This is a genomic window from Delftia sp. WY8, assembly GCF_018437695.1.
Lineage (GTDB): Bacteria > Pseudomonadota > Gammaproteobacteria > Burkholderiales > Burkholderiaceae_C > Comamonas > Comamonas tsuruhatensis.
Window position 1 is genome coordinate 551,518 of record NZ_CP049795.1, and the last position, 12,967, is coordinate 564,484.

At 67.6% G+C, this 12,967-nt stretch carries 12 protein-coding genes; 8 read left to right on the forward strand and 4 right to left on the reverse strand.

Annotated elements, in window-relative coordinates; all coding sequences use genetic code 11:
* Positions 1-34 precede the first annotated feature (34 nt).
* The 3 genes from G4D77_RS02410 to G4D77_RS02420 all read left to right on the forward strand — a co-directional run bounded on the left by G4D77_RS02410 (position 35) and on the right by G4D77_RS02420 (position 1,779).
* Complete coding sequence (locus G4D77_RS02410; protein WP_017406454.1) at positions 35-634, forward strand: septation protein A; 600 nt, start codon at positions 35-37, stop codon at positions 632-634.
* Positions 631-912, forward strand: coding sequence for a BolA family protein (locus tag G4D77_RS02415; protein WP_013802780.1), 282 nt, complete (start codon positions 631-633; stop codon positions 910-912). Before G4D77_RS02410 ends, G4D77_RS02415 begins: the two co-directional genes overlap by 4 nt.
* A gap of 81 nt (positions 913-993) precedes the next feature.
* Positions 994-1,779: a foldase protein PrsA gene (locus G4D77_RS02420; protein ID WP_154834514.1), complete on the forward strand. Its 786-nt coding sequence runs from the start codon at positions 994-996 to the stop codon at positions 1,777-1,779.
* A 194-nt stretch (positions 1,780-1,973) separates the two neighbouring features.
* On the opposite strand, the gene G4D77_RS02425 is transcribed toward G4D77_RS02420, so the two are convergent.
* Both G4D77_RS02425 and G4D77_RS02430 read right to left on the reverse strand, forming a co-directional pair.
* The gene (locus tag G4D77_RS02425; RefSeq protein WP_213757890.1) at positions 1,974-4,175 is read right to left on the reverse strand and encodes a TonB-dependent receptor; all 2,202 of its coding nucleotides are present in this window, start codon (positions 4,173-4,175) and stop codon (positions 1,974-1,976) included.
* A gap of 115 nt (positions 4,176-4,290) precedes the next feature.
* Positions 4,291-5,070: an ankyrin repeat domain-containing protein gene (locus G4D77_RS02430; RefSeq protein ID WP_154834516.1), complete on the reverse strand. Its 780-nt coding sequence runs from the start codon at positions 5,068-5,070 to the stop codon at positions 4,291-4,293.
* A gap of 196 nt (positions 5,071-5,266) precedes the next feature.
* On the opposite strand from G4D77_RS02430, the gene G4D77_RS02435 reads away from it, so the two are divergent.
* Positions 5,267-5,743 carry an SH3 domain-containing protein gene (locus G4D77_RS02435; RefSeq protein ID WP_154834517.1) on the forward strand — a complete coding sequence of 159 codons (477 nt, stop codon included), beginning with the start codon at positions 5,267-5,269 and terminating at the stop codon, positions 5,741-5,743.
* Between the two features lie 21 nt (positions 5,744-5,764).
* On the opposite strand, the gene thiD is transcribed toward G4D77_RS02435, so the two are convergent.
* Positions 5,765-6,646, reverse strand: coding sequence for a bifunctional hydroxymethylpyrimidine kinase/phosphomethylpyrimidine kinase (gene thiD, locus G4D77_RS02440; protein ID WP_126312205.1), 882 nt, complete (start codon positions 6,644-6,646; stop codon positions 5,765-5,767).
* Between the two features lie 405 nt (positions 6,647-7,051).
* Here thiD and G4D77_RS02445 point away from each other — a divergent pair, with 405 nt between their 5' ends.
* The 4 genes from G4D77_RS02445 (at position 7,052) to thiE (ending at position 10,213) form a co-directional block, all read left to right on the forward strand.
* Positions 7,052-8,119, forward strand: coding sequence for an FAD-dependent oxidoreductase (locus tag G4D77_RS02445; RefSeq protein ID WP_250134275.1), 1,068 nt, complete (start codon positions 7,052-7,054; stop codon positions 8,117-8,119).
* 119 nt (positions 8,120-8,238) lie between these two features.
* Positions 8,239-8,436 carry a sulfur carrier protein ThiS gene (gene thiS / locus G4D77_RS02450; protein ID WP_012205130.1) on the forward strand — a complete coding sequence of 66 codons (198 nt, stop codon included), beginning with the start codon at positions 8,239-8,241 and terminating at the stop codon, positions 8,434-8,436.
* Between the two features lie 32 nt (positions 8,437-8,468).
* Entirely contained in the window at positions 8,469-9,278 is an 810-nt protein-coding gene (locus G4D77_RS02455) for a thiazole synthase (RefSeq protein WP_016452920.1), read from the forward strand.
* A gap of 11 nt (positions 9,279-9,289) precedes the next feature.
* Positions 9,290-10,213, forward strand: a complete 924-nt coding sequence (gene thiE / locus G4D77_RS02460; protein WP_154834519.1) for a thiamine phosphate synthase — start codon at positions 9,290-9,292, stop codon at positions 10,211-10,213.
* Between the two features lie 64 nt (positions 10,214-10,277).
* Here thiE and G4D77_RS02465 read toward each other — a convergent pair whose 3' ends face one another.
* The gene (locus G4D77_RS02465; protein WP_227740771.1) at positions 10,278-12,950 is read right to left on the reverse strand and encodes a type IV pilus assembly protein FimV; all 2,673 of its coding nucleotides are present in this window, start codon (positions 12,948-12,950) and stop codon (positions 10,278-10,280) included.
* Positions 12,951-12,967: the final 17 nt, after the last annotated feature.

Sequence of the window (12,967 nt, forward strand, 5' to 3'; positions counted from 1 at the left end):
CCATGCCTGACTCCAAGCCCATCGAAATCTTCCAATGAAGTTACTGATCGACTTTTTCCCCATCATCCTGTTCTTCGTCGCCTTCAAGGTCTGGGGCATCTACACGGCCACGGCCGTGGCCATCGTCGCCACCATCGCGCAGATCGCCTACCTGCGCGTGCGCCATGGCAAGGTCGAGCCCATGCAATGGGTCAGCCTGGGCGTGATCGTGCTGTTCGGCGGCGCCACCTTGCTCGCCCACAACGACACCTTCATCAAGTGGAAGCCCACGGTGCTGTACTGGCTCATGGGCGGCGCCCTGGTGATTGGCCAGCTGGTATTTCGCAAGAACCTGCTGCGCTCCGTCATGGGCGCGCAACTGCAACTGCCGGACAACGCCTGGCGCACCATGAACTGGAGCTGGGCAGCCTTCTTCGCGGTGATGGGCGCGCTCAACCTGGTCATCGCCTACCGCTTCGACACCGACACCTGGGTCAACTTCAAGCTGTTCGGCGGCATGGGGCTGATGCTGGTCTTCGTGATCGGACAGGCCATCTACATGAGCCGCTTCATGCAGGAAGACAAGGGCGAGGCAGCCGCCGCCACGCCCGACGCCCTGCCCCCGTCCGGCGTGCAACAGGACAAGCAGCCATGAGCGCACCCGCCCATCCACTGCCCATCACCGCCGAAGCCATGCAGGCCGTGCTGCGCGAGCGCCTCGCCCCCGATCACCTGGAAGTGATCGACGAAAGCCACCAGCACGCCGGCCATGTGGGAGCCAACGGCACCGGCTTCGGCACGCATTTCCGCGTGCGCATTGCGTCACCTTTGTTTCAAGGCAAGCCGCGCGTGGCACGCCACCGCCTTGTGTATGATGCGCTGCAAGAATTCATTGACCAGGGCGCTCACGCCATCGCCATCGAGGTTCTTTGAACTTTTACAGGCTCCGAAGATTCGGAGCCTGTTGCGTATCCACGCTATAGAATCAATTTTTCCTTCATCTCTGGAATTCGCATGAAAAAACAGCTTCTGACCAGCCTGGTGACTGCCGCCGTGCTGAGCACCGCAGCCCTGTCCGCCTCGGCCCAGAACATCGCCGTCGTCAACGGCAAGGCTGTGCCCAAGGCACGCGCCGAAGTGCTCAAGCAGCAGATCGAGCAAAGCGGCCGCCCCGTCACGCCCGAGATGGAAGGGCAGATCAAGGAAGAAGTCATCGCCCGCGAGATCTTCATGCAGGAAGCCAACAAGCGCGGCCTGGCCAACAGCGAAGCCTACAAGCAGCAGTTGGAACTGGCCCGCCAGACCATCCTGATCCGCTCGCTGTTCGAAGACTTCCAGAAGAAGAACCCCGTGACCGACGCCGAAGCCAAGGCCGAGTACGACAAGGCCGTCGCTGCCAACAGCGGCAAGGAATACAAGGCCAGCCACATCCTGGTCGAGTCGGAAGACCGCGCCAAGGCCATCATTGCCGAGATCAAGGCCGGCAAGAAGTTCGAAGACATCGCCAAGAAGGAGTCCAAGGACCCCGGATCCGGTGCCCGTGGCGGTGACCTCGACTGGGCCAACCCCGGCAACTACGTGCCCGAGTTCTCCGAAGCCCTGATCAAGCTCGAAAAGGGCGGCATGACCCAGGAGCCGGTCAAGAGCCAGTTCGGCTACCACATCATCCGCCAGGACGACGTGCGCCAGGCCGAACTGCCCAAGTTCGAGGAAGTCAAGCCCCAGATCGTGCAGCAGCTGCAACAGCAAAAGCTGGCGCAATTCCAGGAATCGCTGCGCGAAAAGGCCAAGATCCAGTAAGATGCTTGCGTGTCGGCGGTTTTTGCCGTCGGCCTGACCATCACCAGCCCGCCTTGTGCGGGCTCTTTTTTTGCCCCAGGCAAGGTGGCCGCCAAAGAAAAGAGCTGCCCCTGGGGGCAGCCCGATTCAAGCCTGATTCATCCTGTCCCGGCGTCCCGGCGCCCACGGCACCGGAGACCAGGCCATCGTGCTTCTCAGAACTGGTAGAGCGCGGTCAATCTGACCGTGCGACCCTCTCCGTACTCCACGGCCGAAGAACGCGACTGCTCGCCCAGGCGCTGGCGCACGCCGGCCACATAGGCCTTGTTGCCGATGTTGTCGAGATTGAGCCGGAGCGTCCATTGGCGGTTGAGTTCATAGCCGACCATGGCGCTGTGCACCCAGTAAGCGGACAGCTTGCCGTCGCCGGCCGAGGTGACATTGCGCGTGCCCACGAAGCGCGCACCATAGCCCACCGTCCAGCCCTGCGGCAGCGCATAGGTAGTCCACAGGTTCAGCGAATGGCGCGGCGTATTGCCCAGCGCCTGGCCCACACGCGCAGGCTCGTTCAATGACTTGAGGGTCTTGCTGGCCATGAAGGTGTAGTTGGCGAAGAGGTCCCATTGCGGAGTCACCTTGCCTGCAGCCCCGAGTTCCAGCCCCCGCACGCGCTGCTCACCGGCCAGCAGATAGCTGCCATCGGCCATCTGCTCTCGGGCATTGGTCTTGTCCACCTGGAACAGCGCGGCTGTCAGCGCCAGCTGGCGGTCTCGCACATCCCACTTGGTTCCCAGCTCCAGGCTGGTGTTCTTCTCGGGCGCCAGCGAGGCCGTGGCCGCATCCAGGCCGAAACCATTGGAGACCAGGAATTCCGCGGAGGGGTTGAAAGCCGTGCCATAGGCCAGGTAGATGCGGCCGTTGTCGGCGGGCTTGAAGCTCAGGGCGGTGCGGCCGCTGAGCCGGCCGTCGGAACTGTCCACCGAGGTGCGCACGCCAGCGGCCGTTGTGGCGTTGGAGCGCCCGTCGATCCAGTCATAGCGCAGGCCCAGGTTCAGATCCCAGCGCGGACCCAGCGCAATGGAGTCGGTGGCATACAGCGCGCGGGTGTCCAGGCTGGTCTCGTTCCTTCCGCTGTTTTGCAAGTCCGTGGTGCCCGTCCAGTATCCGGGCGGGCGGGCCAGCGGATAGCCGCCGGCCGGGAACTGCCGGTTGATGTTGTAGGAAGAGGTGGTGCGGTCATAGGTCTCGCGTGCGATCTCGAAGCCCGTGACCAGCGTATGCCCCAGCACGCCTGTGTCGAAGCGCTGGGTCAGGTTGGTCTGGTTGATCCACAGGGTGGTGGCCGCATCGCGGCCATAGGCCTGGGGCCCTGCGGGCCGGTAGTAGCCAGGCTGCATACCCCGGAGATCGACATGCGAGGCCGAGATCACGGTATCGCGGCTCAGCCGCGAGTAGCGCGAGAGGTTCTGCAGCTTGGCGCCCGAGGCGAAGTCATGCTCGATCTTCGCGGTCAGGGCATCCTGGCCGATCTTTTCGCGGTCAAGGTTGCGCCAGCCGAAATAGGCATTGCGCGAGACGCCTTCGAGCATCTTGCCGCGAAAGGCCGGCACGCCATAGTCGGGAAGATTGTCATCGCTCTGATGGAAGAAGCCGAGGGTCAGGCGCGTGGGCGAATTCAGCCCCAGGGCCAGCGAGGGCGCCACGCCCCAGCGCCGCTTGAAGATGGCATTGCGCCCCGCCACGTTGCTGTCATGGCCCATGAGGTTCAGGCGCATGGCAGCCTTGCCGCCAGCCAGCACCCTGTTGGCGTCGAGCGTGACGCGCCGGTAGCTGGCCGTGCCCAGGCCTGCGTCGGCCTCGGTGAAGTCATGGGCCTTGGGCTGCTTGCTGATCATGTTGATGCTGCCGCCCGAGGTGCCCGCGCCGCCGAAGACCGAGTTGGGTCCCTTGATGACCTCGACGGATTGCGTGTTGAAGAGATCGCTTCGGCTCTTCTGCCCGCTGTCGCGCAGCCCGTCGATCTGCAGGTTGGCATTGGCGCTGAAGCCGCGGATGTTGATGCTGTCGCCCGAGCCTGCACCGCCCTCGCCCGCATTGAAGGTGATGCCGGATACATTGGACAGCGCCTGCTGCAGGCTCAGGGCGTTTTGCTCCTGCAGCACCTGCCCGGGCACCACGGTGATGGTCTGCGGCACATCCAGCAGCGGCTTGGCGTACTTGACCGAGTCGGATGCCTCGGTGCGCGAGCCGGTGGAGCGCTGCCCGGAGACGGTCAAGGGCGCCAACTGCACCTGACGCTCATCGGCAGTGGCGTCCTGCGCATAAGCGGGCGTGACCAGCGCCGCAGCGAACACCGAAAAAAGGCACGACTGGGGGCCGGAGACGAAGGGTCGAGATAGCAAATGTGCTGTGCGCATGGCAAAGATCCACGTTGAAAATGGGAATCATTTGCAACGCAGCCTTTCCAAAGCAATCAGACCCGTCTGAAACTGGCGCATCACCCCTGGTTTCAGGCGTTTTCACTTGCGCCGATCAGCGCGCTCCAGCCTCCTGCAACAGGCGCTCCACCTCATGCTGGCTGCGCTGGCGGGCGTGGACGACGGCGGTCACGCCATCCTTGTCGGGCAGATTGAGATCGGCCCTGGCCGCGATCAGCTGGCGGACGATGTCCTGGTAGCGCGGGCCTCCGTCGCCCAGCAAAACGGCTTCGAGCAGGCAGGTCCAGCCCAGCCGGTTCACATGGTCGGCCCGTACACCGGCGGCCAGCAGGGCCTGCACGGTATCGACATGGCCGCGCTCGCAGGCCGGGATCAGCGCCGTGCCGCCGTAGCGGTTGGTGCTTTGCAGATCGGCGCCGTACGACAGCGTCATGCGCAGTATCTCCAGGCGGCCCAGGGCACCGGCCAGCAGATAGGCACTGTCCTGCAGGTCATTCTTGAGATTGGGGTTGGCCCCATGGACCAGCAGCGAGCGCGCGACTTCCACATGGTTGCCGCGCACGGCCAGCAGCAGCGGCGTATTGCCCTGCCGGTCACGCACATCGACAGGTGCGCCGCGCTTGAGCCAGTCGCGTACCTGCAGCGCTTCGCCGGCCTGGGCGGCCGCCAGCAGCGCGGGACCGAATTCCGGGCGATTCACCGCACCCTCCTGCGCCCTGGCCGCATTGCGGCCCTCGGCGGCTGTGGCCACAGCCTGCGCCTCCTGCGCCTGCGTCTCTGGTCCCTGCGCATCCGCCAGTCCCGCGGCAAGACAGGCCGTCAGGATTGCAGCGTGCCGGACATGGGCGCCGGATCGGGAAACAGCATGGTGCATACAAGCCCTCCTGGAAAACACGGTTGTGCGGCAAGCGTAAGGCAAGCTTGCCCGGTTGCGCATGAAGCCGGGGCGTCGCACGTCAGTTTCATTCAGGAACTATAGCTACATCGCCTGATCCCACGCGCTTTCCCCGGGCTCGCGCCGGAAAGTCTCCGCGCGCCAGCCTTTCTCAAACGAAAGGAGACCTGTTCCCGTGTCTTGCAACAAAAGCCGTGCCGCCCGCTGGCTGGCCACAGCCGCCACCGCCCTCGCCGTCCTCACCACCACCCTGGCCCCGGCCGCCGCCCATGCGCGCGAGTTCGTCAGCGTCAAGGGCGCCAGCGTCAATGTGCGGCAGCAGCCCACCACGCGCTCGGCCACGCTGTGGGAACTGGGCAAGGGCTATCCGCTGCAGGTGGTGCAGCGCAAGGGCCAGTGGCTGCGCGTCAGGGACAACGAGAGCACGCTGGGCTGGGTGCATGCGCCGCTGACCGGCAAGACCCCGCACATGGTGGTGACCGGGCGCACCGCCAATCTGCGCGCAGGCCCGGGCCAGAAACACCGCGTGGTGGGCAAGCTGGCTGAGCTGGAGGTGGTGCGCACGCTCAAGAAGCAGGGCTCCTGGGCCCATGTCCAGCGCGACAACGGCCAAAAGGGCTGGGTGGCGCGCAGCCTGACCTGGGGCTGGTGAACCAGGCGCTGCGTCGAACGTTCAGCCGTTGACCACGACCTGCGCGCGCGGCGCATAGCCGTGGTTCAGCGGACCGTGGCCGGCGCCCGTGAACACATCGGCACCGGCCGCAATCGCGCCCAGGATGTACTCGCGCGCCTGGGCCACGGCCGTCTCCAGCGGCAGGCCCAGCGCCAGGTGCGAGGCAATCGCCGAAGACAGCGTGCAGCCCGTGCCGTGCCCGTTGTGCGTGGCAATGCGCTGCGACTGCAGGCGCAGCCGCTGGCCGTTGCCATGGCCCAGCAGGTCTACCACCAGATCGCCGGACAGATGCCCGCCCTTGAGCAATGCGGCCGGCGCGCCCAGCGCCAGGAGTTCCTGCACGGCGCCGTCCAGTGCGTCTATGCCATCAATGGAGTGGCCCAGCAGCAGCGCCGCCTCGTCCAGATTGGGCGTGACCACGGTGGCCAGGGGGAACAGTTCGCGCACCAGCACGGAGGCGGTTTCCGGCGCGATCAGCCGGTCGCCGCTGGTGGCCACCATCACGGGGTCGAGCACCACGTTGCGCAGCTGGTGGCGGCGGATGGCATCGGCCACCACCTGCACCACCTCGGGCGTGGCCAGCATGCCGATCTTGACGGCGTCGGCGCCGATGTCCTCGACCACCGCATCGATCTGACCGCGCAGTATGTCCACGGGAATGCCGTGGATGCCGCTGACGCCCAGCGTGTTCTGCACGGTGATGGCCGTGATGGCCGTCATGCCGTAGCAGCCCAGGGCGCTGCAGGTCTTGAGGTCGGCCTGTATGCCGGCGCCGCCGCCGCTGTCGGAGCCCGCGATGATGAGCACGCGTGCATAGCGCTTGCGCGCGGCGGGAGCCGGTTCGGGGGATGCGGCGGTCGAAGGGGAGTGGTCGGCAGTCATGGGCGAAAATTATCACCCATGCGCATGGTCAATACCGGCAGCTGCGGGATGTGCTGTAATGCCTGCTGACGGACGAAACAGGGGTGTCCCGTCGGTGATACAGGGCCTGGCCCGCCTCGCCGATGCGTGACTGAGAAACACCCTGGGGCCCCGGGGCGACCAGCCCCCTGCCGCACAAGCCTGCACCACAGGCACCTTGCCGCGCAGCGCCCCTGCACCCGATCCAGGTCATGCTGGCGTGGGGAGTTTCAATCAATCGGGGTGGTACGCCGCGTTTTGTCCAGCACATGCCCTGTGCGCGGACAGCCGGCCGGCAGTCCCACGGGCATGGGCGCACTTGACCACCAGATGCACATGTCCGTTCTACAAGCTTCTTCCCGCATCGCCATTCTGGGCGGCGGCCTCATGGGCCGGCTGCTGGCATTGGCACTGGCCCGTCGCGGCCACGGCATCGCCGTGTACGACGCCCACGGCCTCGAAGGCGATGGCGCAGCGGCCCGCGTGGCCGCCGCCATGCTCGCGCCCCTGGCCGAATCGGCCATCACCGAGCCCGGCGTGGTGCGCATGGGCCAGCACGGCCTGACGCGCTGGCCCGAACTGCTGGCCCAGCTCGATGCGCCCGTGTTCTTCCAGCAAAACGGCACCCTCATCCTCTGGCACCGCCAGGACGCGGGCGATGCCCAGCGCTTTTTCGGCCTGCTGGAGAAAAACCGCCGCATCAACCCCAGCCTTCCCGCGCTGCAGCCGCTGGCCGACCAGGCCCTGCACGACTGCGAGCCCGCGCTTGAGCGGCGATTTGCCCAGGCCATGTACCTGCAGGGCGAAGGCCAGCTCGACAACCGCCAGCTGCTGGCCGCGCTCCACGCCACGCTGACCCGCCTGGGCGTGGAGCAGCACTGGAACCAGCCGCGCGAGCTGGCCGACTTCCGTCCCGGCACGCCGGGCCAGCCCGACTGGGTGCTGGACTGCCGGGGCCTGGGCGCACGCGGCCAGTGGCCCGCGCTGCGCGGCGTGCGCGGCGAGGTGGTGCGCATCCACGCGCCCGAGGTCACGCTGCAGCGGCCCACGCGCCTGATCCATCCGCGCTACCCGATCTACATTGCGCCCAAGGAGGACCACCTCTTCGTCATCGGCGCTACCGAGATCGAGTCCGACGACATGTCGCCGGCCAGCGTGCGCTCCACGCTGGAGCTGCTGAGTGCCGCCTACACCGTGCATCCGGGTTTTGCCGAGGGCCGCATCGTCGAGATCGCCACCCAGTGCCGCCCCACCCTGCCCGACAATCTGCCGGCCGTGCGCTGGAGCGCGCCGCGCGTGATGGAGGTCAACGGCCTGTACCGCCATGGCTTCATGATCGCGCCGGCCATGCTGGACGTGGTGCTGGAGCTGCTCGACAGCGGTGATTCCGAACTGGCCCGCCGCTTCGATGTTGCCGTCGAGCATGCGCCATCGCAGCACAAGGCAGCCGCCTGAACGGCACGCACGGCACTTTCACGCACAACAGACCGGACATGCATGCAGGGCCGACAAGACCGGCCCTGCCTAAGATCGAACAAGCCCCCGTACCCGCCTTTCGTTTCCCCTCAGCCGCCATGAACATCACCATCAACCAGCAAGCGACCGAACTGAGCGACGGAGCCACCGTGGCCGACGCGCTGGCCCAGCTTGCGCCGCGCCCGCCCTTTGCCGTGGCCATCAACACCGTCTTCGTGCCCAAGGCCCGCTATGCCGAACAGGCGCTGAACGACGGCGACCGCCTCGAAGTGATCTCGCCGGTGACCGGCGGCTGATGCCCCATCCGACTCTCCCATTGCCTCACGCCATGACGACTTCCGCCCCTTCCTCCGACGACAGCCTGGTCCTGTACGGCCAGCGCTTTGACAGCCGCCTGCTGCTGGGCACCTCCCGCTACCCCTCGCCCGCCGTGCTGGAAGCTGCCGTGCAGCGTGCCCGCCCCGCCATGGTCACGGCCTCGCTGCGCCGCCAGGGCAGCAATGCCGCCGAGACCGGTGCCAGCTTCTGGGAATTGCTCAAGAAGCTGGCCGTGCCCGTGCTGCCCAACACGGCCGGCTGCATGACCGTGCAGGAAGCCGTGACCACGGCCCAGATGGCACGCGAAGTCTTCGAGACCCCCTGGATCAAGCTGGAGCTGATCGGCGACGACTACACCCTGCAACCCGACACGCTGAACCTGGTCGAGGCCGCCTCCATCCTCATCAAGGACGGCTTCCAGGTCCTGCCCTACACCACCGAGGACCTGGTGCTGTGCCAGCGCCTGGTGGATGTGGGCTGCCAGGCCGTCATGCCCTGGGCAGCGCCCATCGGCACGGGCCGCGGCCCCGTCAACCCCTATGCCATGCAGACACTGCGCGAGCGCCTGAAGGTGCCGCTGATCGTGGATGCGGGCCTGGGCCGCCCCTCGCACGCCTGCCAGGTCATGGAATGGGGCTATGACGCCGTGCTGCTGAACACGGCCGTGGCCTTGTCCGAAGATCCCGTCGCCATGGCCGGCGCATTTGCCGATGCCGTGAATGCCGGCCACGCCGCCCACCGCGCCGGCGCCATGGCCGAGCAATCTGCCGCCCAGCCCAGCACGCCCGTGCTGGGCACGCCGTTCTGGCACCACGGCTGAGGAGACCGGCCATGAGCAACGACTCCATCCAATCCTGGGCAGATGCCATCGTGCGCCTGCACGGCGCCACCTTCGCCCCTGAAGGCTCCGCCCTGCCCTCGCAGCCCGTGCCGCAGGCAAAGCGCCAGGAGCCGGCCTATCTTGCGGCGCTGCAGGCCTGCAGCGCGCTGGGCTTCATCGCCATCGACGCCGAGACGCTGGCCTGCGCCTGGCAAGCGCAGACGCTGCGCAGGGGCCGCTTCGAGGCCACGCTATGGCCCGACGATCCGCGCGACTTCGGCCTGGAGGGCGCCGATCCCGCACTGGCCTTCCCGGAGTGCCCAAGGTCCCTGGGCCTGTACGGCGTGCTGCCCGACGCGCAATGGGTGGGCCGCATGGCCCGCGCCGGTGTGCCCACCGTGCAGCTGCGCTTCAAGTCCGAGGACCGCGACGCCATCGCGCGCGAAGTGCGCGCCGCCGTGGCCGCCGTGGAAGGCACGGGCGCCCTGCTCTTCATCAACGACCACTGGCGCGAGGCCATCGATGCCGGCGCCTATGGCGTGCATGTGGGCCAGGAGGACCTGGACGCGCTGGCCGGCGCCGACCTGCAGGCCATCCACGCCTCGGGCCTGCGCCTGGGCGTGAGCACGCATGGCTACGCCGAAATGGTGCGCGCCCATGCCGTGCAGCCCAGCTACATCGCGCTGGGCGCCGTCTTTCCCACCACGCTCAAGAAAATGGCCACGGCTCCGCAGGGCCTGGCGCGCCTGGGCGCCTATGTGCGCCTGATGCAGCGCTATGCGCTGGTGGCCATCGGCGGCATCTCGGCCGACCAGTTCCCGGCCGTGCGCGCCACGGGCGTGGGCTCGGTGGCCGTGGTGCGGGCACTGGTCAATGCCGAGGACCCGGAAGCGGCGGCGCAGCAGTTGCTTGCCAGCATGCAGGCTGCGAACTGAGCCTTTGCGGGACCACACATCAAAAAAGGGAGCATCTGCTCCCTTTTTTGCATGTGCACCTGGCTCAGTCCTTGGACGGCTCCTTGCCTTCACCCTGCGGCGACGGAGCCTGTGGCGTGGTCCGAAAGGCCGGGTCGGTCTCGCGCGACAGCAGCATGTCCACCGAGCGGCTCAAGGGCTCGTCCAGGCCGCGGTGATCGCGAAGGGTTTCGGGCGGTTGCAGTTCCCAGTTCTCCAGCGCCAGATCCATGCTCAGCGGCGCCTTGAGATTGTGCTCGCTGAAGCCCACGGGGCCTGAGCCGGGCGCCGACAGCACCACGGGCGGAAAGCGCGAAGGCACGTCCACCGTGGGCAGTTCATCCTCGCCCAGCGCGGTGAGGTCTATGTCCAGCAGCGGTGCCGCCGCATCGTGGATGAAGGACGGCGTCTCGCTCAGCGGAACGGCACGCACCTGGCCGGCAGGCAGCTGGCCTGCCTGATCCAGGTCGAAGTCCAGCGGCTGCATTTCAAACTGCAGCGGCGCGGACAGGGAGTCCGGCGCGCGGCTGTCGGCAGCCTTCTCACCGGCTGTACCGGAGACCGTGGACAGCGCCTGCGTGTCCATGGGCGTGAACTCCAGGCCCGGATCCTGCGGCGACAGGGAAGAGGCAGCCTGCTGCGGTGCGGCCTCTACCGGAGACGGTTGCAGCTCGGCCATCCAATCCACATCCATGAAGGCGGCAGCGGCGGCCGGTGCGGGAGCGGGTTCCGCGGCCGATGCGAGGACGGCTGCGCCGGCCGTGGCTGCGCCGGCTGCGGCCGTGCCCGCCACCATGCGCGGCGTGGTGCGCTCGCGCGGGCCGGGCTCGCCGCGCGTTCCGGCGGGCGAGGTGCGCGCGATGGACAGCAGCAGCAGCAGGTCATCGAAAGCGGCCAGGTCGAAGGGGGCTGGCGCATCGGGGTCGGGTGCACCGTCCTGCTTGAACAGGTAGTGCGCCAGGCAGTCCTCGACCTCGTCCACAGGCCACAGCGCCTCAATGCGTGCCAGTTGCTCGGGATAGCCCTGCAGCAGGCTGCTGCCCTTGTCGGTGAAGCCCGGCATGGCCGGCACGCGGGCGTTGAAATGCTTGGCAAAGCGGGCGCGCAGCTGGTCGAAGTCGTCTCGGCGGCTCAGCGTGTAGTACAGGTGCAGCAGCTCCAGATAGGCCAGCGGCGAGGAATCCTCATGCGTGGCGATGTGCGAGCGCAGCAGCTCGATGGCCTGCTGGTGCTCGCCCACCGAGATGAAGAATTCCGCCTGCTGCTGCACGTCGAACATTTCGCCGGGCTGCACCATGCGCCGGGCCTTGATGGCCTCGGGCGCAGGCGAGCGCGCTGCGGTCTTATCGCCCTCCGGCTCGGGCAGCTCGGCCTGCACGGACACAGGCACGGGAATGGTGGCCGGGCCGAAGTCGCCGGGGTCCACGTCCTCATGCAGCTCGTACGTCACGCCAGGGCGCATCTGCGCGCCGCGCTGCACATAAGGCGAGGCCAGGGTATCCGGGCCACGGCGATCATCGGGCGACGGCGCAGGCCGGTGTTCACGCAGGCTGGGTGCCATGGGCCGCGTGGGCCGATGGGGGTCCAGGGAATGCGGCAGAGTGTTGATCCCGTCATCGTGCGAATGCGGCGGGCTCGACGGCACGGGGTCCTGCGACGAACGCTCCACCGATTCCCGCCAGGCATCCGGCTCGCGCGAGAACAGCGAGGCGCCCGAGCGCATTTTCCAGGCCATCCATGCGATCACGGCCACGGCGGCGATCAGCGCCAGCAGCAGCGCATTGAACAGCCACGACGAGCCGCCCGACTCCTGGCGCATGGCCTCCAGTTCGGCCCGTAGCTGGGCCAGTTGCCCACGGTCGGCGGTGTCGCGCTTCTTGAAGGCCGCCATTTCGGCCTCCAGCGCCTGCACGCGCTTGTTGGCCTCGGCCAGCTGCTCGCTGCCCGCATCGAACATGGGAGCCGCAGATGCGGCGGCGCCCTCGGGTGTCCCGGGTGTTCCGGCTGCGCCAGCGGCGCCCGGGGTGCCGCCCGTGCCCAGCCATTCCTCCACCGGCTCCATGCGCAGGCGCGGTTCTATGCGCAGGCCCGCCTGCAACTGCCCGGCCTGGGCCTGGGCGGTCACGCCCACGGGCGGCCTGGATTTCTCGGCCGCCGCCTTGGGTTTGGCCTGGGGCCTTGGCTGTGTCTTTGGCTTGGACTGGGGTTTCGGTTCCTTGGCAACGGGCACCGCTGCGGACCTGGAATCGGCCCGGGCGCTGCGGCCAGCGGCCGGGCGGGAGGAAGTCGAAGATGGGTCGGAAGCAGCACCCGCTGCCCCCGCTGCACCTGCAGCACCGGAGCCCGCGGCCGCCAGCGCCGGCTGGGCTGCCGCCAGCTCCCGCACATTGATGGGCTGATTGCCCGTGGCATCCACCGACTCGGGCAGCTGCGCCAACAGCGTGTAGCTGCGGCTGATGCCGCCGCCTTCGCAGCCGGCCCAGAGCTTGAGCGTCACCACGGGCTCGTCCACCGTGTAGCTGGCCTGCACACGAACGGCCTTGCCCGATGTGGTCGGGCTGACGCGCACACGGGAGGATTCGATGGGCCTGTCACCGGCCAGCAGCTCGGCGCGCACGCAGGAGCTGCCGGCGTCATTTCCGCTATCGGGCTGCAAGCCCACCACCAGGTCGAACGGAGCGCCCAGCACCACGTTGCCCCGGGGACTGCCCAACGACAATGCGGACGCGTTCCAGG